Raw genomic sequence first — 23,798 nt, forward strand, 5'->3', positions numbered from 1 at the left:
GCTTACGCCATCTTGGCGCTCAACGATTCCGCCGACATCGGGCGGCCCAGCAGATAGCCCTGCAGCGAGTGACAACCGAGCCGCGTCAGAAATGCCTGCTGCTCGGCCGTCTCCACACCTTCTGCGACGATGCGCAGGTTCAGTGTCTGGCCCAGCGCCACGATGGCCGACACGATGGCCGCGTCTTCCGTGTCGTGCGCCAGATCGCGCACAAAGCCGCGATCAATCTTCAGCTCGCTGGCAGGCAGCCGCTTGAGATACAGCAGGCTCGAATAGCCGGTGCCGAAATCGTCGATGGAAATCCGCACGCCCATCGCGTCGAGCTGCTGCAGGATCTGCAGGCTCGCGTCGACGTCGCGCATGGCGGTCGATTCCGTAATCTCCAAGGTCAGGCTGCGCGGGTCCAGTGCATGGCGCGCGAGCGTATCGCGCACGGTCTCGATGAGGGCGGCATGGCCAAACTGCAGCGCGGAAAGATTCACTGCGACGGTCCAGCCGATGTGCCCCTCGCGGTGCCAATGCGCCATCTGGCGACAGGCTTCGTCCAACACCCATGCACCCAGCGGCACGATCAGCCCGGTCTTCTCGGCCAGCGGGATGAATTCGTCAGCTGGCACCAAACCGCGCTGCGGATGCTGCCAGCGCACCAGTGCCTCCACGCCCATGATCGGCCCATCGGGCGCGTTGAATTTGGGCTGGTAATGCAGCACGAGTTCGTGCCGTTCGACCGCCCGGCGCAAGTCCTGCACGAGCTGCAACTGCTGATGCACGTTGGCGTTCATCGAGGGCTCGAAAAAACTGTAGGCGTTCCGGCCCAGGCCCTTCGCGTGGTACATCGCCGCATCGGCATTGGTGAGCAGATCGTGCTGGTTGTCGCCGTCGCCGGGGTAGACCGCGATGCCGATGCTGGTGGACACGCGCAACTCGTGACCGCCGGCCATGAAAGGCTCGCGCACCGTTTCCAGCAGCGCGTCGGCCAGGGAGCCGGCGTCTTCCGGATCGTCCACATAGGCGAGCACAACGAATTCGTCGCCGCCGACACGCGCCACGGTGTCCTGCTGGCGCACCCGCGCGCCGATGCGCTGCGCGACGTCGATCAGCAGCAGATCGCCCACGTGGTGACCATAGACATCGTTGACAGCCTTGAAGCCATCCAGGTCCATGAACATGAGCGCGAAGCGGCGCTTCTCGCGTTCAGCCGTGCGGATCGCCTGGGTCAGGCGGTCTTCCAGCAGCACGCGATTGGAAAGCTTGGTCAGGTTGTCGTGCAGCGCCAGGTAGGCCAACTCCTTGTTGGCTGCGGCCAGCGAGTTCGCCAGCAGGGCGGTGCGCGCTTCCATGCGCAAGTCGAGCACCGAAATGATGAGCGCGATCGCCAGCACCGCCAGCGTGACGACGATGATGACCAGCGCCAGCCATTCGGCACTCGCCCCGGTGTGCGCAGCGCCGCACACACTGTCGAATGGAAACGCCGCGGCCGACATGCCCGTGTAGTGCATGCCGACAATGGCCACGCCCATCACCACCGCCGAACCGGCGCGCAGTGCACGAACGCGCCGCGCCTGCCGCCGCAGGCGGAACGCGATCCACAGCGCCACGCCGGAGGCCAGCACCGCAATCACGATCGACAACGCAAACCTGGCGGGGTCGTATTGAATGCCCGGGTTCATGCGCAGCGCGGCCATGCCGCTGTAATGCATGCCCGCGACGCCCGCGCCCATCAGCAGCGCGCCGCCCGCCAAGCGCGGCCATGGCAATTCACGCCGGCTGACCAGCCACAAGGCAAACGTCGACGCCCCGATGCCAATGGCGAGTGAGGCAAGCGTGATCCCCACGTCATATCCAACAGGGATCGGCAGGTTCAGCGCCAGCATGCCGACAAAGTGCATCGACCAGATGCCCAGCCCCATGGCCGAAGCGCCGCCGATAAGCCACCACAACGCTGCGCGGCCTTGTGCGGTCACGACACGCCCGGCCATATCCAGCGCCGTATACGACGCCAGGATGGCCACGAAGAGGGAAAGCAGGACGAGAAGAGGGTTGTAACTGCTGGCGAGCATCGGTTCTCCTGGGCAGGCCGATCCAATACGGCCAATCCACTGCAGGCGGAGGTCGCAAGCGGGATGCAAAACAGGTCCGTATTTAACGGCGGCGGCCGCCCGAGACTTTAGGAGAGGCCGTCTGCCCCGCACTAGTCTCCTTTCGGGTGTGGCGATGCCCCTCTCCGAATGCCCACCAGGCGCGGCGTTACAATCGACGCATCCTTTCTGCCGCTGGAAAACACGCCATGTCCGCCACCGAACTCGCTTTCCTCCAGACCTATCGCCAGCGCCGGGAGCGCGTCGTGCAGTGGCTGCGCGCGGCGGGTGGCGGGGTCGCCATCGTGCCGACCGCACCCGAAGCGATGCGCAACCGCGACAGCGACTACCCCTACCGGCACGACAGCTACTTCTATTACCTGACCGGCTTTACCGAGCCCGAAGCGGTGCTCGCCATCGTGGTACCCGCAGGCAGCGCACCCGCGCGCAGCGTGTTGTTCTGCCGCCCGAAGCATGAAGAGCGCGAAATCTGGGACGGTTTCCGCTTCGGCCCCGAAGCCGCGAAGGAAGCCTTCGGCCTCGACGAGGCGCATTCGGTGGAAGAGATCGACACGACGCTGCCCAAGCTGCTCGCCAACGCCGCCGCCGTGGCCTATCCGCTGGCTGAAAGCGGCACGTTCGACCACCGCATGCGCCGCTGGCTCGACGCGGTGCGCATGCAAAGCCGCGCGGGTGTGTCGTCGCCGCACCAGGCGCTGGACGTGCGCGCCATCCTCGATGAGATGCGGCTGTTCAAGGACGCAAGCGAACTCGACATCATGCGCCGCGCCGGACGCATCTCCGCGGGGGCCCATGTGCGCGCCATGCAGGCCTCACGTGCGGGGCTGCGCGAATACCATCTCGAAGCCGAGCTGCTGTACGAATTCCGCCGCCACGGCGCGCAAAGCGTCGCCTACAACTCCATCGTTGCCACCGGCCCCAACGCGTGCGTGCTGCACTACCGCGCCGGCAACGCCGAACTGCGCGACGGCGATCTCTGCCTGATCGACGCCGGCTGCGAGCTGGACGGCTACGCGTCGGACATCACCCGCACCTTTCCCGTGAACGGCCGCTTCAGCGGCCCGCAACGCGAGTTGTATGCGCTTGTAGTCGCCGCACAGGAAGCCGCCATTGCCGAAACGCGCCCGGGTGTGCCGTATAACGTGCCGCACGACGCCGCCACGCGCGTGCTGGCGCAAGGCATGCTCGACACCGGCCTGCTTGACGCCAACAAGGTCGGCACGCTCGACGACGTGATCGCCGGCGGCCAGTACCGTCAGTTCTACATGCACCGCACCGGCCACTGGCTCGGCATGGACGTGCACGACGTGGGCGAATACCGCACCCCCGGCACGGCCGTACCCGCTGAAGGCGAACGCCCGTGGCGCCCGCTGGAAGCCGGCATGGTGCTGACCGTCGAACCCGGCATCTATGTGCGTCCCGCGCCCGGCGTGCCGGAACAGTATTGGCATATCGGCATCCGCATTGAAGACGACGCCATCGTCACGCCGGAAGGCTGCGAAATCATCACGCGCGACGTGCCCGTGGCCCCGGACGAAATCGAATGGGTGATGCGGAGCCAGGCATGACCGACAGCATCACCGCGAGCAGCGCCGCGACGGACTTCGACGTCGCCATCGTCGGCGCCGGGCCCGTCGGGCTGGCGCTGGCCAACTGGTTGCTGCGCGACACCGATTGGCGCATCGCCCTGTTCGATGCGCGCGATGCCGAAGCCGCCGCGCGAGACCCGCGCGCGCTGGCGCTGTCGCACGGCTCGCGCGTGCTGCTGCAGGAGATTGGCGGCTGGCCCGCGCGCGCTACGCCCATCACGCACATCCACGTCTCGCAGCGCGGCCACTTCGGGCAGGCGCATATCCGCCGGGAGGACTACGACGTCCCCGCGCTCGGCCACGTGGTGCAATACGGCGACCTGAGCGCCACGCTCAACGCTGCACTCGCCACGCAGATGGAGCGTCACCCAAATCGCCTCACCCGCTACGACCACACGCCCGTGGAGCGGGTCGAGCAACTGCCGCGCGCCGACGGCACCATCGCGCCGGCCCGCGTGCGGGCACTACGCGAAGGGCGCCATCCGCTGGCCCTCGAAACCGAAGTTGTCATCCAGGCCGAAGGCGGGCTGTTCGACGACGCACGCAAGCAGCAAGGCGGCATCGCCCATGCGCGCCGCCGCGATTACGGCCAGACCGCCATCGTCGCGCACGTGCGCTGCAGCGCGCCGCTGGAAGGCTGGGCGTGGGAACGCTTCACGCCAGAAGGCCCGCTCGCATTGCTGCCGCAGGACGACGCGCAAGGGCCCGGCTACGCGCTCGTCTGGTGCTGCGCGCCCCACGAAGCGCGCCGACGAGCAGCGTTGCCCGACGACACCTTCCTCGCTGAACTGGGCGCCGCCTTTGGCGAGCGCATGGGCCGCTTCACGCACGCCAGCCCGCGCCACACGTTCGCGCTCGGGCTGCATGCGCAGCGCATTCCGGTCGACCGCCGTGTCGCCGCTATCGGCAATGCCGCACAGACAATCCACCCCGTGGCGGGCCAGGGCTTCAACCTCGGCCTGCGCGATGCGTTCGAGATGGCGCGCGCGCTTCGGGATGGGGCAACGGCAGCCTCCCTCGCCCGCTTTGCCCGCGAACGCGCATTTGACCGCGCCGTCACCATCGGCCTGACCGATTGGCTGCCGCGTGCGTTTGCCGTACCCGGCCGGCCGTTTGGGCACCTGCGCGGGGCGGCGCTCACGCTGATGGAATGCCTGCCGCCGCTCAAGCACGGGCTGGCTAGGCAGATGATGTTCGGACAACGAGGCTAGCGTGGCATTTTCGGGGGTCAGCACCGCGGGCGATCGCCCGCAGATCACCGTGGTGGGCGCCGGCATTGTCGGCACGGCGTGCGCACTGCAATTGCAACGTGAAGGCCACCAGGTCACGCTGCTCGATCAGGCCGGCATTGGCGAGGGTTGCTCGTTCGGCAACGCTGGCTGCCTGAGCGTGGCGTCGGTCGTGCCGATGGCGTTGCCCGGCATGCTTAAGCAGGTGCCCAAGTGGCTGGCCGATCCGATGGGTCCGCTGACGGTACGTTGGCCCTACCTGCCGCGCGCGCTGCCCTGGCTCCTGCAATGGGTGCTGGCGGGCAATGAAGCACAAGCCCGTGCGACAGCGCAGCCGCTGGCGAGTCTGTTCAGCGCAACCTTTCCCGGGTATCGCAACCTGCTCGACGCCGCGCAGTACGACGGCCTGATCCGCCAGACCGGCCATCTGTATGTGTGGCGCACGCTGGCGCGCTCGTCGGGCGATGTGCTGGCGCAATCCATCCGTGATACTGCCGGCGTGCGCTCGCAAGCCCTGAGCGCCGGCGAAGCGCGCGAACTGGAGCCCGCACTGGCCGCCGACATCCAATCCGGTCTGCTGCTGCCCGACAACGGCTTCACGGTCAACCCGGAACGGCTGGTCAAGACGCTGGCGGCCAACTTCGCGGCAGCGGGCGGCACCTTCCTGCGCCGCAAGGTGTTGGACGTGGAATTCGGTCGAAGTGACTACGGCGGCCCGACGCGGCTGCACACCGATTGCGGCACGCTGCCTGTGTCGAAGCTCGTGCTCTGCGCGGGTGCGTGGTCGATGCGGCTGGGGGCCAAGCTCACCAGCATCCGCATTCCGCTCGACACCGAACGCGGCTATCACGCCACGCTGCGTACGCCCACCGTGCAGCCTTCGCGGCCGATCATGGATTGCGAGCGCAAGTTCATTGCCACGCCCATGGAAGGCGGCTTGCGCATTGCCGGCACCGTGGAGATCGGCGGGTTAGACGCGCCGCCCGACTATCGCCGCGCCCGCATCCTCATGCAACAGGGCCAGCAGCTCTTTCCGGGCCTCAGGTTCGCGGACGACAGCCAATGGATGGGCCATCGGCCCTCTCTACCCGACAGCCTGCCCGTGATCGACCGCTCAGAGCGCTACCGCAACGTGTTCTTTGCGTTCGGGCATGGGCATCTGGGCATGACGGGCGCGCCGGGCACCGCCCGACTCATCGCCGATCTGGTCGGTGAGCGCACGCCCCTCATCGACGCCCGGCCCTACGGCCTACAACGGTTTCGATAACGCCCGCCACGGCAAGAACCCCGCCGCCGACCGCATCGCCGCATAGTTTGTGCACAACATTTAGGCAATCCGGCGGTTTGGCGGTAAAATCCCGTCCTCGCATTTTTCACTCCCGTCGCTCCGCCCGCTCGTCATCCGACTCTGGGCGGAAGGGGTGATTTTTCGTTTCTTTCAGCCGCTTCTTCTCGCCAGCCTTGCAGATCGGACCGCATACCCTCCGCAACAACCTGTTCGTCGCCCCCATGGCGGGTGTGACGGACCGCCCGTTCCGCCAGCTCTGCAAGCGGCTGGGCGCGGGCTATGCGGTGTCCGAGATGGTCGCGTCCAACGCACAGCTCTGGAAAAGCGAGAAGACCATGCGGCGCGCCAACCACACGGGCGAGGTCGAGCCGATCGCCGTGCAGATTGCCGGCGCCGAGCCGATGATGATGGCCGAGGCCGCGCGCTACAACGTCGATCGCGGCGCGCAGATTATCGACATCAACATGGGCTGCCCGGCCAAGAAGGTGTGCAACGTGGCTGCCGGTTCTGCCCTGCTGCAGAACGAACCGCTGGTCCAGCGCATTGTCGAGGCCGTGGTGGGTGCGGTGGGCGACCGCGTGCCCGTGACGCTGAAGATCCGCACCGGGTGGGACCGCGAACACCGCAACGCATTGAGCGTGGCACGCATTGCGCAGGACGCCGGCATCAGCATGCTGACCGTGCACGGCCGCACCCGAGCCGATCTGTACCACGGGGATGCGGAATACGACACCATTGCTGCGGTCAAGGCGTCGGTGCGCATTCCGGTCGTGGCCAACGGCGATATCACCACGCCGGCCAAGGCCAGGCACGTGCTGGCCGTGACCGGCGCGGATGCCATCATGATCGGCCGTGCGGCGCAGGGGCGCCCGTGGCTGTTCCGCGAGATTTCCCACTTCCTGCAGACCGGCACGCTGCTGCCGGCACCGGAGGTGGAAGAGATTCGCGGCATCATGAACGCCCATCTGGAAGAGCACTACGCGTTCTATGGCGAATACACAGGCGTGCGCACCGCACGCAAGCACATCGCCTGGTACACGCGCGGGTTGGCGGGGGCCAACCTGTTCCGCCACCGCATGAACACCATCGAAGACACCACGGCCCAGTTGGCTGCCGTGAATGCGTTCTTCGACGAGCAGCGTGCGCTGTCCGACCGTCTGGTCTACGAAGACCCAGCCACCGGTGGCGACCACCCCACGACGGGCAACAACGACAACAACAAGGAACTGCTTGCCGCATGAGCCGCAACCCGATCGAACGTTGCATCCGCGACAGCCTGGATGCGTATTACCGTGACCTGGACGGCGAGAATCCGTCCAACGTCTACGACATGGTGCTGCAGGCCATTGAACGGCCGCTTCTGGAAACCGTGATGGAATGGGCTTCCAACAACCAGTCGCAGGCGGCTGACTACCTTGGCATCAACCGCAACACGCTGCGCAAGAAGTTGCAGCAGCACGGCCTCATCTGAGGTTGCGAGCCGGCCTTTGAACCGATTTCCTTTCTGACGGCGCCTCCTGCCAACTCGGCAAACCCAGCGCCACACCCGCCCACCGGCGTTTCCACCATGATCCAGCAAGCCCTGCTTTCCGTTTCCGACAAGACCGGCATCGTCGACTTTGCCCGTGCCCTGCACGAGCGCGGCGTCAAGCTCCTCTCCACCGGCGGCACCGCCAAGCTGCTCGCCGAGTCCGGCCTGCCCGTGACGGAAGTGGCGGACTACACCGGCTTTCCGGAAATGCTCGACGGCCGCGTCAAGACGCTGCACCCGAAGGTGCACGGCGGCATCCTGGCCCGCCGCGACCTGCCCGAGCACATGGCCGCGCTGGCCGAGCACGGCATCCCGACCATCGACCTGCTGGTGGTGAACCTCTACCCGTTCCAGCAGACGGTTGCCAAGGACGAATGCCCACTCGCCGACGCCATCGAGAACATCGACATCGGCGGCCCGACCATGCTGCGCTCGGCGGCCAAGAACCATCGTGATGTGACGGTCATCGTCGATCCGGCCGACTACGCCACCGTGCTGGCCGAAATGCAGGCCAACAACAACACGGTTGGCTACGAGACCAACTTCATGCTGGCCAAGAAGGTGTTCGCGCACACCGCGCAGTACGACGGCGCCATCACCAATTACCTGACGAGCCTCGGTGCGGACAAGTCGCACAGCACGCGCAGCGCGTATCCGCAAACGCTGAACCTGGCCTTCGAGAAGGTGCAGGAAATGCGCTACGGCGAGAACCCGCACCAATCGGCCGCCTTCTACCGCGACCTGAAGGCCGTCGACGGCGCGCTCGCCAATTACAAGCAACTGCAGGGCAAGGAACTGTCGTACAACAACATCGCCGACGCCGATGCCGCGTGGGAATGCGTGAAGTCGTTCAATCCGGCCCATGGCGCTGCATGCGTGATCATCAAGCACGCCAACCCGTGCGGCGTGGCCATCGGCGGCACCGTGCAAGAAGCGTATGAGAAGGCCTTCAAGACCGACTCGACCTCGGCCTTCGGCGGCATCATCGCCTTCAACGTGCCGCTGGATGAAGCAGCCGCACAAGTGGTGGCCAAGCAGTTCGTGGAAGTGCTGATCGCCCCGGGCTTCTCGGACGGCGCACGTGCCGTGTTCGCGGCCAAGCAGAACGTCCGCGTGCTGGAAATTCCGCTGGCCCATGGGGCCAATGCGGGCGTGAATGCCTACGACTTCAAGCGCGTTGGCGGCGGCCTGCTGGTGCAGAGCCCGGATGCCAAGAACGTGCAGCCGAGCGAACTACGCGTGGTCACCAAGCGTCACCCGACGCCGAAGGAAATGGACGACCTGCTGTTTGCCTGGCGCGTCGCCAAGTTCGTCAAGTCGAACGCCATCGTGTTCTGCGGCGGCGGCATGACGCTGGGCGTGGGCGCCGGCCAGATGAGCCGTGTGGACTCCGCACGCATCGCCAGCATCAAGGCACAGAACGCGGGCCTGGCGCTGACCGGTTCCGCCGTGGCGTCGGATGCGTTCTTCCCGTTCCGCGATGGTCTGGACGTGGTGGTCGACGCTGGTGCCTCGTGCGTGATCCAGCCGGGCGGCTCGGTGCGCGACGATGAAGTGATCGCCGCCGCCGACGAGCGCAACGTGGCAATGATCTTCACGGGCACCCGCCACTTCCGTCATTAAGCAACACCGTCCACGCGACGCACCAACGGGGCAAGGCGTAAACTGGCGCCTTGCCCCGTTTTCCTTTCTGCCCACTTCCTTCATGCGCATCCTCGGCATTGACCCCGGCCTTCGCACTACGGGTTTCGGCGTGCTCGAACGGCACGGCCACAAGCTCGTCTACGTGGCCTCGGGCACGATCAAGAGCAACGGCAATGCCGACCTGCCCAGCCGCCTGAAGACACTGTACGACGGCGTATCGGAACTGGTTCACACCTACCGGCCGGACTGCGCCTCCATCGAAAAGGTGTTCGTCAACGTCAATCCGCAATCGACGCTGCTGCTTGGCCAGGCGCGTGGCGCGGTGATCTGCGGCCTGATGAGCGGCAACCTGCCCGTGTTCGAATACACCGCGCTGCAACTGAAGCAGGCGGTGGTCGGCTACGGCCGCGCCAACAAGGACCAGGTGCAGGAAATGGTCGTGCGCTTGCTCAGTCTCGAGGGCAAACCCGGCGCAGATGCCTCCGACGCGCTGGGCGTGGCGATCTGCCATGCGCACGGTGGCGAGACGCTCGCCGCCATGGCCGGACTGGCGCCGCAGCTTGCGCAAAAGGGCCTGCGCGTGCGGCGCGGGCGCCTCGTCGGCTGACAGGATTCTTAAAGACGGCAGGTAGCTGCTTCCACACACGGCGACTACCATTCGGGGTACCCGTCTTCAGGAGACCCCGATGCTGCGCCGTCTCATCCTGCTGAGCCCGTTCTTCTTGAGTGCCTCCCTGGCCTTGTCGGCCTGCCGGCTGGAATACAACCACGGTGGCGGCAATGGTGGGGGCAACACCACGCCCATCGCCACCGTTCAGGTGATCGGCCATCGCGGTGCGCCTGCCTTGCGGCCCGAGCACACGCTGGCCTCGTACCAGAAGGCCATCGACGACGGCGCGGACATCATCGAGCCGGATCTCGTTTCCACCAAAGACGGCGTGCTGGTTGCGCGCCACGAGAATGAAATCTCCGGCACGACCAACGTGGCGGACATGCCTGGCTTCGCCGGTCGCAGAACCACCAAGACGATCGACGGCCAGAGCGTCACCGGCTGGTTCACTGAAGACTTCACGCTGAGCGAGTTGAAAACACTGCGCGCGCGAGAACGCATACCGAGCATCCGGCCCGACAACGTCGCCTACAACGACCAGTTCGACATCCCCACACTCGACGAGATCATCGCGCTGGCGCGGGACCAGTCCGCCAGGCTCGGTCGCAACATCGGCATCTATCCGGAGACGAAGCACCCGACGTACTTCCAGTCGATCGGCCTGCCGCTGGAAGACAGGCTGATCGACGGCCTGCGCCGCGACGCCTTCACGGCCAGCCGCACGGCGGTCTACATCCAGTCGTTCGAAGTGGCGAACCTCAAGACCATCCGCAACAAGATCGGCAGCAGCCAACCCAACTGGAAGCTCGTGCAACTGATGGGCACATCCAGCAGACAGCCCTACGATTTTGTGGTCGCCAAAGACAGCCGCACCTTCGGCGACATGATGACCAGCCAGGGCATGCGCGACATCGCCGCGTATGCCAACGGTGTGGGCCCCGACAAGAGCAGCATCATGGGGCTGGATGCCAACGGCCGCCTCACCGACCCAACCGACCTGATCCGCAATGCGCACAACGCCGGGCTGATCGTCCACCCGTACACGTTCCGCCCAGAGAACACCTTCCTGCCGCCGTCGCTGCGCAGCGGTGCAGACAACACGCGCAACGTCAACGGCTCGATTACGGAGATCCAGGCGTTCCTGCGCGCAGGCGTCGACGGCATCTTCACCGACGATCCCGCCATCGGGCGGCAAGCCTTGTCGACTTTCAAGCGCTAGTTTTCGCGCATCAAACCGTATCGAGCGGCCCGAGGCTGCGCCCAGAAGCGCAACCGTACAACGGTACGGTGAGCATCGCCGGGTCAAGATCGGGTCGTGCAGTAGGTTTGGGCTACACTGCGTCCCGTTTTGGAGGAGGAACACTACCCATGATTGGACGCATCGCCGGGACGCTGATCGAAAAGAACCCGCCGCACCTGGTGGTCGATTGCCACGGGGTTGGTTACGAGATCGACGTGCCGATGAGCACGTTCTACAACCTGCCTGCCACCGGCGAAAAGGTCGTTCTGCTGACCCAGCAGATCGTGCGTGAGGACGCGCATCTGCTCTACGGCTTCGGCACTGCGGCCGAACGCGAGACCTTCCGCCAGCTCATCAAGATTTCCGGCATCGGCGCACGCATTGCGCTGGCGGTGCTGTCGGGCATGTCGGTCGCCGAACTGGCACAGGCCGTCACACTGCAGGAGGCCGGGCGGCTGACACGCATCCCCGGCATCGGCAAGAAAACGGCCGAGCGCCTGCTGCTTGAACTCAAGGGCAAGCTTGGTGCGGACCTCGGTGCGGTGCCCGGCGGCCCTGCCGTCTCGGACGACGCTGTCGACGTGCTCAACGCCTTGCTGGCGCTTGGGTACTCCGACAAGGAAGCGGCGCTTGCCATCAAGCAGGTGCCGGCCGGTACGGGCGTGTCCGAAGGGATCAAGCTGGCGCTCAAGGCGTTATCCAAAGGCTGACGCCCCGAGCGCGGCGAGACGGTAGAATGGCCTGCTCGCGCCTTCCCGGCGCCGTCCGCCCGTCATGATCGAAACCGACAAGCTCGCCGCCAAGGCTGTCTCTGCTGAGCGCATCATCTCAGCCTCCCCCGCCTCTCCCAACGAGGAGGCGTTCGAGCGCGCGCTGCGCCCCAAGCTGCTCGACGAATACGTCGGCCAGGAAAAGGTGCGCGGCCAGCTCGATATCTTCATGACCGCGGCCAAGAACCGCGGCGAGGCGCTGGACCACGTGCTGCTGTTCGGCCCGCCGGGCCTGGGCAAGACGACGCTGGCGCACATCATTGCACGCGAAATGGGCGTCAATCTGCGCCAGACCTCCGGCCCTGTCTTGGAGCGCCCGGGTGACCTGGCCGCGCTGCTCACGAACCTCGAAGCCAACGACGTCCTCTTCATCGACGAGATTCACCGGCTCTCGCCCGTGGTGGAGGAAATCCTGTACCCGGCGCTGGAGGACTACCAGATCGACATCATGATCGGCGAGGGCCCGGCGGCACGCTCGGTCAAGCTCGATCTGCAGCCGTTCACGCTGGTGGGCGCCACCACGCGCGCCGGCATGCTGACCAACCCGCTGCGCGACCGCTTCGGCATCGTCGCGCGGCTCGAGTTCTATACGCCTGCCGAGCTGGCGAAGATCGTCACGCGCTCCTCGGGCCTGCTGAACGCCCACATCGTGGATGAAGGCGCGCTGGAAATTGCCAAGCGCTCGCGCGGCACGCCCCGTATCGCCAACCGCCTGCTGCGCCGCGTGCGCGACTATGCCGAGGTCAAGGCCGACGGCATCATCACCCGCGAGGTGGCCGATGCCGCCCTGGCCATGCTCGATGTGGACGCGGTGGGCTTCGACCTGATGGATCGCAAGCTGCTCGAAGCGATCCTGCACAAGTTCAACGGCGGCCCAGTCGGCATCGACAACCTGGCCGCAGCCATCGGCGAAGAGCGCGACACGATTGAAGACGTGCTCGAGCCGTACCTGATCCAGCAAGGCTACCTGCAGCGCACGCCGCGCGGGCGCGTGGCCACGGCTTCGGCGTACCAGCATTTCGGGCTGGGCGCACCCAAGAGCGGCCTCGTGCCGGACCTCTGGGACGACAACAATAACAACTGACGCGCCATCCACCGCCATGACCGCCCCAAGTCCGCAGCGCAACTTCCGCTACTACGACTTCGTCATGGCCGCCTTCGTGACGGTGCTGCTGTGCTCGAACCTCATCGGCGCGGCCAAGGCGGCGCAGATCACCTTACCGGTCCTGGGACCGGTCACGTTCGGCGCCGGCGTGCTGTTCTTCCCGATTTCCTACATCTTCGGCGACATCCTCACCGAGGTGTACGGCTACGGACGTGATCGGCGGGTGGTGTGGGCCGGCTTTGCCGCGCTGATCTTCGCGTCCTTCATGTCGCTGGTCGTGCTGGCGCTGCCGGTGGCGCCGTTCATGTCCGATTATCAGAAGAGCCTGAACGACGTGTTCGGCAACACGCCGCGCATCGTCGCCGGGTCGCTCATCGCTTTCTGGTGCGGCAGCTTCGCCAACAGTTACACACTGGCGAAGATGAAGATTGCGACGGAAGGGAAATGGCTGTGGACACGTATCGTCGGGTCCACGGTGGTGGGCGAGGCGGTCGATTCGTCGCTGTTCTACGTGATCGCCTTCTACGGCATCTGGCCGCACGAACAGGTGCTACGCGTGGCCATCGCGCAATACATCCTCAAGACCGGCTGGGAAATTGTCGCGACGCCGCTCACTTACCGCGTCGTCGCCTTCCTCAAGCGCGCCGAAAACGAGGATTACTACGACCGCGATACGAACTTCACGCCGTTCCGGCTGAAGGTTTAAGGAACGCGACGGTCAACCTCGTCGAGCACCAGCAGGTCCAGGTGTGCGACCTCCCCCCACTGCAGCACGGTCAGTTGGTGACCATCGGATGAAAGCCGGTTGATGCTCGCGTTGCGCAGCTCATGCTGGCGCGGCTCCGTGAGCGTCATGGCGTTGGCGTGGCGATACAGGCAATCGAGCACACCGCCGTGGCTGACCAGCGCGATGCGCTCGCCGGGGTGGCGACGGATCAGGCGCAACGCGGTCTCGACCGCCCGTTCGTGGAATTCAGTGAGGGTCTCGCCGCCGGGCGGAGCGAATTCGGGCACGCGGTTTTGCCAGGCATCAAAGTCGGCCGGATGCTGTGCGGCGACTTCGGCGTAGGTCAAGCCTTCGAACTGCCCGTAGCAGCGCTCGCGCAAACCCGCGTCATCGCGCACGGTTGCGCCGACTTCATCTGCCAGCGCCTGCGCCGTCTGCTTGGCGCGCGACAGATCGCTCGCATAGACGGCATCGAACCGTTCGCGCGCCAGCGCCTTGCCCAGTTGCGCGGCCTGCTCCAGTCCTTGCATGTTCAGCGGTACGTCGAGCTGGCCTTGCAGGCGGCGTTCACGGTTCCAGTCGGTCTCGCCATGGCGGATGAGCACGATGTGGGTGATCTGCGGCATCGGCAGGGGGATGGCGGCGGCACGTGGCATCACAGGGTTCCCGAACGAATCAGACGGATTTGGCCGCTTCCGGCGGGGCCGCTCTTGCAACAGACGGAGCGGCTTGCGGCGCCACCTGCAGCCAGAACGTGACCGGACCATCGTTGACGAGCGACACCTTCATGTCGGCGCCAAACTCGCCGGTGGCGATGATGGGATGCTGCGCTTTCGCTCTCGCCACGAAATGCTCGTAGAGGCGGCGGCCGTCTTCCGGCGCCGCAGCGGGCGTAAAGCTTGGGCGCGTGCCGGACTTGGTATCCGCCGCCAGCGTGAACTGCGACACCACCAGCAAGCCGCCTGCCTGCCCGTTGCCGTCGATATTGCGCACCGGCAGGTTCATCTTGCCCTGCGCGTCGGAGAACACGCGGTAGTTCAGCAGCTTCTCCAGCAGCCGATCGGCCTCGGCGGTGGTGTCACCACGTTCGGCGCACACGAGCGCGAGCAGCCCCGGACCGATCTCGCCGACCACGCGGCCGTCCACCCGCACGGCCGCTTCCGACACGCGCTGGATCAGCCCGATCACGACAGCACCACGCGCGCAAAGCGACGCTTGCCGACTTGCATCACGAAAGTGCCGGCTTCAACTTTCAGGCCCTTGTCGCTGACGACGGTGCCGTCGATCTTCACGCCGCCCTGCTCGATGTTGCGGTTGGCGTCCGACGTGGACGGGCAGAGCCCGGCCTGCTTGAGCAGTTGCGCAATGCCCAGCGGCGCGCCCGACAGCTCGATCTGCGGGATATCGTCCGGCACACCGCCGCGTGCGCGGTGGTTGAAGTCTTCCAGCGCGCGTTCGGCGTCGGCCTGGCTGTGGAAGCGCGCGACGATCTCCTGCGCCAGCAGCACCTTGCAGTCGCGCGGGTTGCGGCCCAGCGCAATCTCGTGCTTCATCATGTCGATCTCGGCCAGCGGGCGGAACGACAGCAGCGTGTAGTACGTCCACATCAGGTCGTCGGAGATGCTCATCAGCTTGCCGAACATCTCATTCGGCGCCTCACTGATGCCGACGTAGTTGCCCTTGGACTTGGACATCTTCTCCACACCGTCCAGGCCCACCAGCAGCGGCATCGTCAGGATGCACTGCGGCTCCTGGCCGTATTCCTTCTGCAACTCACGGCCGACCAGCAGGTTGAATTTCTGGTCGGTGCCGCCCAGCTCCAGGTCGGACTTGAGCGCCACCGAGTCGTAGCCCTGCATCAGCGGGTAGAGGAATTCATGCACCGAGATCGGCACGCCGGCCTTGTAACGCTTGGTGAAGTCGTCGCGCTCCATCATGCGGGCCACGGTGTACTTGGCGGCCAGCTGGATGATGCCGCGCGCGCCCAGCGGGTCACACCATTCGCTGTTGTAGCGGATCTCGGTCTTGCTCGGGTCGAGCACCATGCTGGCCTGGCGGTAGTAGGTCTGCGCGTTGGCCTCGATCTGCTCGCGCGTCAGCGGCGGACGCGTGGCGTTGCGGCCGGACGGGTCACCGATCGTCGACGTGAAATCGCCGATCAGGAAGATCACCTGATGCCCCAGATCCTGCAGTTGGCGCATCTTGTTGAGCACCACGGTGTGGCCGATGTGGATATCAGGCGCTGTGGGGTCCAGGCCCAGCTTGATGCGCAGCGGCACACCGGTGGCGGCGCTCCTGGCCAGCTTCTGCTCCCACTCGGCGGCGATCAGCAGTTCGTCGCAGCCACGCAACGACACTTCCATCGCGTGCGCCACCTCCGGGGTGACCGGATACTTGGATGTGCCCGGCGTGGCGTTGTCGGAGGCGGCGGAAGTGGCAGATGCAGTCATGGCAAAAGGAAAGGTCACCGCGCCGCCTATGGAAAACGGCGCGAACGGATCAACAATCAGGGAAACGGGGCGTGCGCGATGGCCGACATCGACTCAAACGTGCCGGCCGCGCAATCTCGCGATTTTACCGTGATGTGTCCATTTGGCCCGCCATTGCGCTGGTAAGCTGTCGCGCATGAGCCATCCCAACCACACCGCACTCCCCAACGATCGCTACATCGGCTTGATGTCGGGCACCAGCCTGGACGGCGTCGATGGCGTGCTGGCGGACTTTTCCGGCGAACATCCGGCCGTCCTCGCCGACGTCTACGTGCCCTTCCCGCCCGACCTGCGCCAGCGCTTTCTGGACCTGCAGCACGCCGGCCACGACGAGATTCATCGCGAAGCGCTGGCCGCCAACGCGCTGGCCATGGTCTACGCCGAATGCGTTGCCCGGCTGCTCGGCGCCACTGGTCTGGCCGCACACGACGTGCAGGCCATCGGTGCCCATGGGCAGACGGTTCGCCATCAGCCCGGCGCGCATGACGGCGTCGGTTACACGCGCCAGACCCAGCACCCTGCGGTATTGGCTGAACGCACCGGCATCGACGTCATCGCCGATTTCCGCAGCCGCGACATCGCCGCCGGCGGCCAAGGCGCGCCGCTCGTACCGGCGCTGCATCGCGCGCTGTTCGGCGTGCTGGATGCATGGCGCGTGGTATGCAACATCGGGGGCATTGCCAACCTCACGGTCTTGCCGCCGCAGGCTAGCGACGCGCGCGACGCCGTACTCGGCTTCGACTGCGGCCCCGGCAACGCGCTGATGGACTACTGGGTCCACACGCACCGCGACACCCGCTACGACGCCGACGGCGCCTGGGCCCGCACCGGACGCATCGACGAAGCCCTGCTCGCGCGTCTGAAGGCGGAGCCGTTCTTTGCGGCACCTCCGCCCAAGAGCACCGGTCGCGACCTGCTCAACCCGGCGTGGCTGCAACGGACCCTCGGCGATGCGCTGAACGCCGCCCGCCCCGAAGACGTTCAAGCCACGTTGCTGGCCCTCACCGCCGACACCATCACCGATGCCGTACGTGCCCATGCGCCGCAGGCGGCGTCACTGCTGGTCTGTGGTGGCGGCGCACGCAACGGCGCGCTGATGGCACGTATCGCGCAGCAGTTGCCGGGCGTGCAAGTTGCGCCAACAGATGACTTCGGCGTGCCCGCGCATCAGGTGGAGGCGCTGGCCTTCGCGTGGCTTGCGCGCCAGTGCGTGCTTCGCGCCCACGGCAATCTGCACACAGCGACCGGCGCATCGGGCGGCCGCATCCTCGGCGCGATCTACCCGGCTTGAGCGCCCAATTTGCAGGCAACAAAAAAGCGCACCGAAGTGCGCTTTTTCTTTTACAGCGATGCGGCGTCAGACCGAGAACGACGAGCCGCAACCACACGTGGTCGAAGCATTCGGGTTCTTGATGACGAACTGCGCGCCGTTGATGTCTTCCTTGTAGTCGATCTCGGCGCCCACCAGGTACTGGTAGCTCATCGAGTCGATCAAGAGCGACACGCCATTCTTCGTCATGGTCGTATCGTCTTCGTTGGTCTCTTCGTCAAAGGTGAAGCCGTACTGGAAGCCCGAGCACCCGCCGCCTTGCACGAACACGCGCAGCTTCAACTCCGGGTTGCCTTCCTCTTCAATCAGTTGCTTGACCTTGTCCGCAGCGCTGTCGGTAAAGACCAGCGGAGCCGGAACCTCGTTCACATCGGGCGTGGCTGCCTGCGCGACTGCGTTCATGAAAATCTCCTGTGGGAACGTCTGTAACTTGCCTGTATTTTAAGCGCAAGCTGCAAATCGTGCCGAAGCCCCGTGTTTCAAGTGGGCATTGTGCGGTGCGCAAGCAACGGCCAGCGCGCGATGTGATCAATCCTGATTGGACGCCAGCTTGAGATTGGGCAGCAACTTCACATCGCCAGGCGCCGCGTGCTTCAGTGTGCCCATGACGACCGCACCTTGGTGCATTTCCAGCGCCGCATACTGCACGTTGCCCTCGATGCGCGCCTTCGGCTGCAGTTCCAGCAGCTCCGCCACATGTACGGGGCCAACCACCGTGCCATTCAGGATCAGGTGACCGACGTGCACTTCGCCCTCGACGCGTGCGCTGTCGGTAATCACCAGCATGCTGGGCTTTTCCGGATCGCCGTAGATGTTCCCCTTGATCTCGCCATCGATCCGCAGACCGCCCGAGAAGCGCAGATCTCCCTCCAGCTTGGTACGGGCCCCCAGTAGCGTTTCAATCGCCAGCCCTTTCTTTTTGCCAAACAGCATCGTCGACTCCTCTGTGTACGGATCCTCGACAGGACAACGCCCGTCAGATGGAAAAACTCTGGCTCGCTTTGATCTTGCCGTTCTGCAGCACTTTCACCATCACCGAGTGCACCGTGGTGCCGGGGGGCACGTCCACCCAGCCTTCGAGGCGCTGGTAGTGCGTGAGCTTGACGCGGGCGCTGGTAGCAGGCGATCCGCCGGCCGCCGCGCTCGGGAAATCGATCGTAGCAGGTTTGCCATCCTGCACCACATTCAGCGTGAGCGCCAGTTGCCCCTCGAACTCGGAGACCGGCGCAAAGGCCTTGCCGCCGCCTTGCATCAGCAGAACACGGAACCGCATGCGCGTTGGCTGCGCCTCGTCCGGCGCGATGCGGAAGCTGCGCACGTAAATACCGGCGGAATTGGTGGGTGCGGGCAACAGGCTGTCAAAGAAGGCCAGATCCTCCTTCAACTGCGCGTTTTCGGTTTCCAGCGCCTTAAGCTGCTCGGCCATCTGCGCCTGCGCGCCTTCGGCGATCCCCAGACGGGCGTCCACGGTGCCGGCGGAAGCGGAAAGCTTGTCGCGCTCGGCCTGTACTGCGGCGAGCTTGGCGGTCAGCTCACGGTTCATTGCACGCAAATCGGCGTCGTGCGGCCCCGTCAGGCGGCGCCCTTCTTCGAAGGCCCACAGCGCCGCTGCGGCCGCAAGCCCAAGTACCACCGCAATCAGCAACACCGTTACCGGCCAAGGCAGACGCGAACGTACCGTGACGTGCGGGGCGAGCACGGAAACGCGACGCAACACGCGGCGTGCCTTCATGCGAGCGCCTCCTGAGCCGCCTTGCGGATCAGAATCGGATTAGGAGAAACAGCGGATTGCATCATACGGGCCGAACGCTAACGAAATGTGAATTGTAGTCCCGCAGACATGTCGGAGCTGTTGCAAAGGGTAAGTGAGGCGCCGGGAAGATCACACTGTTTGGTTCGAACGCTCAAAAACAAAAAACCACACCCGAGGGTGTGGTTCTTTGCTGAAGCAGCAGGAAGCGGATTAACGCTTCGAGAACTGCTTGGCGCGGCGGGCCTTGCGCAGACCCACTTTCTTACGCTCGACTTCACGTGCATCGCGCGTCACCAGACCGGCCTTCGACAGGGCGGGCTTGAGCGTTGCATCGTAATCGATCAGGGCGCGGGTGATGCCGTGACGCACTGCACCGGCTTGGCCGGTTTCACCGCCGCCAACCACGTTCACCTTGATGTCGAACGTAGCTGCGTGGTTGGTCAGTTCCAGCGGCTGACGCACGATCATCAGCGAGGTTTCACGAGCAAAGTACTCGTTGATGACCTTGCCGTTGACGATGATGTCGCCCTTGCCGGACTTGATGAAGACACGTGCCACAGCGCTCTTGCGGCGGCCGGTGCCATAGTTCCAGTTTCCGATCATGGATTAGGCCCCTTAGATTTCCAGCGCTTTCGGCTGCTGAGCTTCGTGCGGATGCGAGCCTTCGGCGTAAACCTTCAGCTTCTTGATCATCGCGTAGCCCAGCGGACCCTTCGGCAGCATGCCCTTCACAGCCTTCTCCAGGGCGCGGCCCGGGAAACGCTGCTGCATCTTGCCAAACGTCGTTTCGTAGATACCGCCCGGGTAACCCGAGTGGCGATAGTACTTCTTGTCGGTCGTCTTGGCGCCCGTCACACGCAGCTTGGCTGCGTTGATGACGATGATGAAATCGCCGGTATCGACGTGCGGAGTGAATTCGGGCTTGTGCTTGCCGCGCAGTCGGTGTGCCACTTCGCTGGCGACACGCCCGAGGACCTTGTCCGTCGCGTCAATCACGTACCAATCGCGCTTCACCTCATGGGGCTTTGCGGAAAAGGTCTTCATGATTTTTCCAAATATTGAGTCAGTGCCCGAGTGGACCCGTATCGCGCTGAGAACTGACGTTCAAACTGCTCACGAACGGATCGTCTTGCGGACGCCTGCGCAACCTCATGCGAGGTCATCGCCGGCCCGCCTTCCCGCTTGTTGGTGCGGGCTCTCTGGATTTCTTTTCCGCGGGCAATCCGGAAAAGATTTCGATTCTACCCCGCAGAACCTCTTGACACAAGAAAAAATGCGCACCCAAGTCCTACGGACGAAAAAAAACCCAAGCCATCAAGCTTGGGTTTGAATCCACCAAAGGAGGAGGGTGGAGGAGACACCTGCTGATCGTTGACTTGGTGGGTTGCACCGCGTCAGCCGATCCAATGGTGCAAATTATACCCATTTCTGGGGCACGCGCAAGGAAATTTGCACTACGAAATCTCATTTCGTAATGCGGAAAGCAAATAAGAGGGGAAGATTTGACACAATTCCTTTATTAATCAATTGCTTGCAATCAATCGATCTTAGGTAGGTTGCTGCACACTAGAGATATTCCTCCAATTTCAGCGCGATTTCGGTGCAAAAAAGACGGGTTGCACCTTTTCACATAGGTGTCACTGTCAAGCCGCGTTCACCCTAGGGTGCCAACGCGTGCGAGGCGCCGTGGCTACAATGTGGCTTTTCGTCGGCGCTGGCCGACCCTTTGCACAAGGATTGGACATGGATTGCACAGTGAGCTGGACCGGCCCGGATGGCATGGCCTTTTTGGCGGAAACGGGCAGTGGCCATCTCGTCACGATGGATGGCGCGCCCGACGGCGGTGGCCGCAACCTCGCACCGCGCCCGATGGAAATGGTGTTGCTGGGCACCGGCGGCTGCACCGCTTATGACGTGGTGTTGATCCTCAAGCGCGGCCGCCAAGACGTGCAAGGCTGCAGCGTCAAGCTGCACGCCGACCGCGCCGAGACCGACCCGAAGATCTTCACGCGCATCCACTTCGCCTTCACGGTGACGGGGCGCAACCTGAAGCGGGAAACGGTGGAGCGTGCCGTGCAGCTTTCGCACGAGAAGTACTGCTCGGCGTCGATCATGCTGGCCAAGACGGCAGAGATCACGCACTCGTTGGAACTGGTGGATCTGGCTACCCAGCCAACGGCGTCGGAATAAGAGGCGAAGCGGACCGATAAGCCGGATTCTGTGCGCCGCATGGCCGAAACCAGCGGCGTGACAACCATTCCTCTAGACCGGCTGTTGCCAGCCGGCTCAAGCTCCCTACCCGCAGGCTCAGCGAGCCGCTTCATCGCCTGCTTACTTGGGATTGCTCCGGGTGGAGGTTACCGCGTTTCACCCTTCGCCCTGGCCGAAGCCTGGGCGAAGACTCGTCTCTGTGGCCCTATTCCGCACGTCACCGTGGATGGTCGTTAGCCATCACCCTGCTCTATGGAGTCCGGACTTTCCTCCCCTTGCGCTCGCACAAGGCGGCGCAAGCAGCGGTTGTCTGGTCCGCTTCGCGAGGCGCGAGTCTAGCACTTTGCCCGGCGGCCTGGGCGAAAGACGGTTGCATCCAGATAGAAGCCAGCGTCTTGATTGGCATCGCACCAACCCGGGATCCCCATGACGGGCAACGGGCAAAAATTGCGCGGCGCCAGCTCGGCGTGCATGAGCCCCTCGGCCAGTGCGGCATCGAGTGAGAAGAGATTCGTGGGCAATGCAGCCACGTGCACCGGCCACGCATGTGCGGTGATCGACTTATACGGCGCGACCAGCTTTTCCAGCAGCGCATGGCCGAACGGCAGAACGGCGCACGTTGCGCCCCACGCTGCCCTGCCCTCTACGAACAGGCCGCGCCAGTCGAAAGCGGTCAGGCAGCGCTGCGGCGCGTCATCGGTGTGCAGGAAGATCAGGGCGTTCTCGTCGAACAGCGTGGCGGCATCGCGGACAATGCCGCGGGCCGCGCCAATCCCATCCTGCGTAATCGCCCGCGCCTGACGCGCGTTAAGCGCCGCCTTGGCGCGCGGCCAATGCAGCCAGATCAGAGCGTTGAAGAAGTCGTGGAGATTGTCCCGCGTCGGCACCTCGCCGGTTGCGGCAACGTGCGCTTCGTAGGCGGTGCCGGCCGGCAGCGCCTCTTGCGGGATGAAGCGCACGGCATCGCCGCTGGACGTGCGGATGGCCTGCGCGGCTGGATGCGCGTTCAGCGCGTCGCGCAGATCGGCTCCGCGCTCGATCGCATCGGCGATGGGCCCGCCGACCGCTGCGAGCGGTGCGAACGCCGGATGACTCCAGTCGATCGCACGCAACCATTCAATCGCCAAGTCAGACGGATTTCCAGCGCAGCATCTCGCCGCCGCGCAACGGCACCAGCGTCTGCTCGCCGAACGGGACTTCGGCTGGAAGCTGCCATTGCGAGCGCGTGAGCGTGAGCGTACCGGCGTTGCGCGGCAGGCCATAGAAGTCCGGCCCGTGCAGGCTCGCGAAGCCTTCGAGCTTGTCGAGTGCGTTGGCGTCTTCAAAGGCCTCGGCGTACAGCTCCATGGCGTGCAGCGCGGTGTAGCAGCCGGCGCAACCGCAGGCGTGTTCCTTCACACCCTTGGCGTGCGGCGCGCTGTCGGTACCGAGGAAGAAGCGCGGGTGGCCCGAGGTGGCCGCAGCCACCAGCGCCAGGCGGTGCGTTTCGCGCTTGAGCACCGGCAGGCAGTAGTAATGCGGGCGGATGCCGCCGACAAACAGTGCGTTGCGGTTGTACAGCAGATGATGCGCGGTAATGGTCGCACCCACCGGGCCTTCCGCATCGCGTACGTATTCGGCGGCGTGCTTGGTGGTGATGTGCTCGAACACGACCTTCAGCGCGGGGAAATCGCGGCGCAGCGGCAGCATCACCGTGTCGATGAAGACAGCCTCGCGGTCGAAGATGTCGACGGTCGGGTCGGTCACCTCGCCGTGCACGAGCAGCGGCATGCCGACTTCCTGCATCGCTTCGAGCGTCTTGGCGCAGCGGCGCAGATCAGTCACGCCGGCGTCGCTGTTGGTTGTGGCGCCCGCCGGGTACAGCTTCACACCGTGCACAATGCCGCTGGCCTTGGCCTCGCGAATGACGTCGGGCGAGGTGTTGTCGGTCAGGTACAGCGTCATCAGCGGCTCGAACCGCGTGCCCGCGGGCAGCGCGGCGAGAATGCGCTCGCGGTAGGCACGCGCCTGCGCGGTGGTGGTCACCGGCGGCTTGAGGTTGGGCATGATGATCGCCCGGCCGAACTGGCGTGCCGTGTCGCCCACCACATCGGCGAGGGCATCGCCGTCGCGCAGGTGCAGATGCCAGTCATCGGGGCGGACGATCGTAAGAGTATCGGTCATGGTGCGTACGGAAGCGGTCA

24 protein-coding genes and 1 other RNA gene are annotated in these 23,798 nt (G+C 64.9%); 13 read left to right on the forward strand and 12 right to left on the reverse strand.

The genetic code is table 11. The features are described 5' to 3' along the window. Positions 1-2: 2 nt before the first annotated feature. Positions 3-2,060: a putative bifunctional diguanylate cyclase/phosphodiesterase gene (locus R2N16_RS01495; RefSeq protein ID WP_316663765.1), complete on the reverse strand. Its 2,058-nt coding sequence runs from the start codon at positions 2,058-2,060 to the stop codon at positions 3-5. A gap of 227 nt (positions 2,061-2,287) precedes the next feature. On the opposite strand from R2N16_RS01495, the gene R2N16_RS01500 reads away from it, so the two are divergent. The 11 genes from R2N16_RS01500 (at position 2,288) to R2N16_RS01550 (ending at position 13,811) form a co-directional block, all read left to right on the forward strand. Beyond that, on the forward strand, positions 2,288-3,667 hold the full coding sequence (locus R2N16_RS01500; RefSeq protein WP_316663766.1) for an aminopeptidase P N-terminal domain-containing protein: 1,380 nt from the start codon (positions 2,288-2,290) through the stop codon (positions 3,665-3,667). Next, complete coding sequence (locus R2N16_RS01505; protein ID WP_316663768.1) at positions 3,664-4,899, forward strand: UbiH/UbiF/VisC/COQ6 family ubiquinone biosynthesis hydroxylase; 1,236 nt, start codon at positions 3,664-3,666, stop codon at positions 4,897-4,899. The genes R2N16_RS01500 and R2N16_RS01505 overlap by 4 nt, the downstream gene beginning before the upstream one ends. Position 4,900: 1 nt before the next feature. Next, entirely contained in the window at positions 4,901-6,184 is a 1,284-nt protein-coding gene (locus R2N16_RS01510) for an NAD(P)/FAD-dependent oxidoreductase (protein ID WP_316663769.1), read from the forward strand. A 194-nt stretch (positions 6,185-6,378) separates the two neighbouring features. Next, positions 6,379-7,446 (forward strand): tRNA dihydrouridine synthase DusB, encoded by a 1,068-nt coding sequence (dusB, locus tag R2N16_RS01515; RefSeq protein ID WP_316663770.1) that lies wholly within the window; start codon positions 6,379-6,381, stop codon positions 7,444-7,446. Then, the gene (locus tag R2N16_RS01520; protein WP_004635563.1) at positions 7,443-7,676 is read left to right on the forward strand and encodes a Fis family transcriptional regulator; all 234 of its coding nucleotides are present in this window, start codon (positions 7,443-7,445) and stop codon (positions 7,674-7,676) included. The genes dusB and R2N16_RS01520 overlap by 4 nt, the downstream gene beginning before the upstream one ends. A gap of 96 nt (positions 7,677-7,772) precedes the next feature. Next, complete coding sequence (purH, locus tag R2N16_RS01525; protein WP_316663771.1) at positions 7,773-9,359, forward strand: bifunctional phosphoribosylaminoimidazolecarboxamide formyltransferase/IMP cyclohydrolase; 1,587 nt, start codon at positions 7,773-7,775, stop codon at positions 9,357-9,359. A gap of 82 nt (positions 9,360-9,441) precedes the next feature. Beyond that, complete coding sequence (gene ruvC / locus R2N16_RS01530; RefSeq protein WP_316663773.1) at positions 9,442-9,987, forward strand: crossover junction endodeoxyribonuclease RuvC; 546 nt, start codon at positions 9,442-9,444, stop codon at positions 9,985-9,987. Between the two features lie 79 nt (positions 9,988-10,066). Next, the gene (locus R2N16_RS01535; protein WP_316663775.1) at positions 10,067-11,209 is read left to right on the forward strand and encodes a glycerophosphodiester phosphodiesterase; all 1,143 of its coding nucleotides are present in this window, start codon (positions 10,067-10,069) and stop codon (positions 11,207-11,209) included. Between the two features lie 149 nt (positions 11,210-11,358). Then, on the forward strand, positions 11,359-11,940 hold the full coding sequence (ruvA, locus tag R2N16_RS01540; protein WP_316663777.1) for a Holliday junction branch migration protein RuvA: 582 nt from the start codon (positions 11,359-11,361) through the stop codon (positions 11,938-11,940). A gap of 64 nt (positions 11,941-12,004) precedes the next feature. Continuing rightward, on the forward strand, positions 12,005-13,084 hold the full coding sequence (ruvB, locus tag R2N16_RS01545; protein ID WP_316663778.1) for a Holliday junction branch migration DNA helicase RuvB: 1,080 nt from the start codon (positions 12,005-12,007) through the stop codon (positions 13,082-13,084). Between the two features lie 16 nt (positions 13,085-13,100). Further along, positions 13,101-13,811: a queuosine precursor transporter gene (locus R2N16_RS01550; RefSeq protein ID WP_316663779.1), complete on the forward strand. Its 711-nt coding sequence runs from the start codon at positions 13,101-13,103 to the stop codon at positions 13,809-13,811. Here R2N16_RS01550 and R2N16_RS01555 read toward each other — a convergent pair. From R2N16_RS01555 to tyrS, 3 genes are read right to left on the reverse strand one after another with little or no spacing between them, the layout of a single operon-like run. Next, positions 13,808-14,488: a histidine phosphatase family protein gene (locus tag R2N16_RS01555; RefSeq protein WP_316663781.1), complete on the reverse strand. Its 681-nt coding sequence runs from the start codon at positions 14,486-14,488 to the stop codon at positions 13,808-13,810. The genes R2N16_RS01550 and R2N16_RS01555 overlap by 4 nt on opposite strands. 19 nt (positions 14,489-14,507) lie before the next feature. Further along, positions 14,508-15,020 (reverse strand): D-aminoacyl-tRNA deacylase, encoded by a 513-nt coding sequence (gene dtd, locus R2N16_RS01560; protein ID WP_316663783.1) that lies wholly within the window; start codon positions 15,018-15,020, stop codon positions 14,508-14,510. Further along, entirely contained in the window at positions 15,017-16,282 is a 1,266-nt protein-coding gene (gene tyrS / locus R2N16_RS01565) for a tyrosine--tRNA ligase (RefSeq protein ID WP_316663784.1), read from the reverse strand. Before tyrS ends, dtd begins: the two co-directional genes overlap by 4 nt. 175 nt (positions 16,283-16,457) lie before the next feature. Here tyrS and R2N16_RS01570 point away from each other — a divergent pair, with 175 nt between their 5' ends. Further along, on the forward strand, positions 16,458-17,612 hold the full coding sequence (locus R2N16_RS01570; RefSeq protein WP_316663785.1) for an anhydro-N-acetylmuramic acid kinase: 1,155 nt from the start codon (positions 16,458-16,460) through the stop codon (positions 17,610-17,612). Between the two features lie 66 nt (positions 17,613-17,678). Here R2N16_RS01570 and erpA read toward each other — a convergent pair whose 3' ends face one another. The 5 genes from erpA to rplM all read right to left on the reverse strand — a co-directional run bounded on the left by erpA (position 17,679) and on the right by rplM (position 20,448). After that, on the reverse strand, positions 17,679-18,053 hold the full coding sequence (gene erpA, locus R2N16_RS01575) for an iron-sulfur cluster insertion protein ErpA (protein ID WP_004633183.1): 375 nt from the start codon (positions 18,051-18,053) through the stop codon (positions 17,679-17,681). A gap of 126 nt (positions 18,054-18,179) precedes the next feature. After that, positions 18,180-18,584, reverse strand: coding sequence for a bactofilin family protein (locus R2N16_RS01580; RefSeq protein WP_316663786.1), 405 nt, complete (start codon positions 18,582-18,584; stop codon positions 18,180-18,182). Between the two features lie 43 nt (positions 18,585-18,627). Continuing rightward, entirely contained in the window at positions 18,628-19,383 is a 756-nt protein-coding gene (locus R2N16_RS01585) for a DUF6776 family protein (protein WP_316663787.1), read from the reverse strand. Positions 19,384-19,614: 231 nt separating this feature from the next. After that, a complete protein-coding gene (gene rpsI / locus R2N16_RS01590) occupies positions 19,615-20,007 on the reverse strand; it encodes a 30S ribosomal protein S9 (RefSeq protein WP_316663788.1) in 393 nt (130 codons plus the stop codon). A gap of 12 nt (positions 20,008-20,019) precedes the next feature. Then, on the reverse strand, positions 20,020-20,448 hold the full coding sequence (rplM, locus tag R2N16_RS01595) for a 50S ribosomal protein L13 (protein ID WP_009239122.1): 429 nt from the start codon (positions 20,446-20,448) through the stop codon (positions 20,020-20,022). A 699-nt stretch (positions 20,449-21,147) separates the two neighbouring features. On the opposite strand from rplM, the gene R2N16_RS01600 reads away from it, so the two are divergent. Further along, the gene (locus R2N16_RS01600; RefSeq protein WP_316663789.1) at positions 21,148-21,594 is read left to right on the forward strand and encodes an OsmC family protein; all 447 of its coding nucleotides are present in this window, start codon (positions 21,148-21,150) and stop codon (positions 21,592-21,594) included. A gap of 1 nt (position 21,595) precedes the next feature. Here R2N16_RS01600 and rnpB read toward each other — a convergent pair. From rnpB to pyrC, 3 genes are all read right to left on the reverse strand, one after another. Then, positions 21,596-21,937, reverse strand: an RNA gene (gene rnpB / locus R2N16_RS01605) — RNase P RNA component class A. Positions 21,938-21,950: 13 nt separating this feature from the next. After that, entirely contained in the window at positions 21,951-22,736 is a 786-nt protein-coding gene (locus tag R2N16_RS01610) for a DUF3025 domain-containing protein (protein ID WP_428984083.1), read from the reverse strand. 7 nt (positions 22,737-22,743) lie between these two features. Further along, positions 22,744-23,778 carry a dihydroorotase gene (gene pyrC / locus R2N16_RS01615; RefSeq protein ID WP_316663792.1) on the reverse strand — a complete coding sequence of 345 codons (1,035 nt, stop codon included), beginning with the start codon at positions 23,776-23,778 and terminating at the stop codon, positions 22,744-22,746. Positions 23,779-23,798 lie beyond the last annotated feature (20 nt).

Source organism: Ralstonia psammae, assembly GCF_958405935.1.
Taxonomy (GTDB): domain Bacteria; phylum Pseudomonadota; class Gammaproteobacteria; order Burkholderiales; family Burkholderiaceae; genus Ralstonia; species Ralstonia psammae.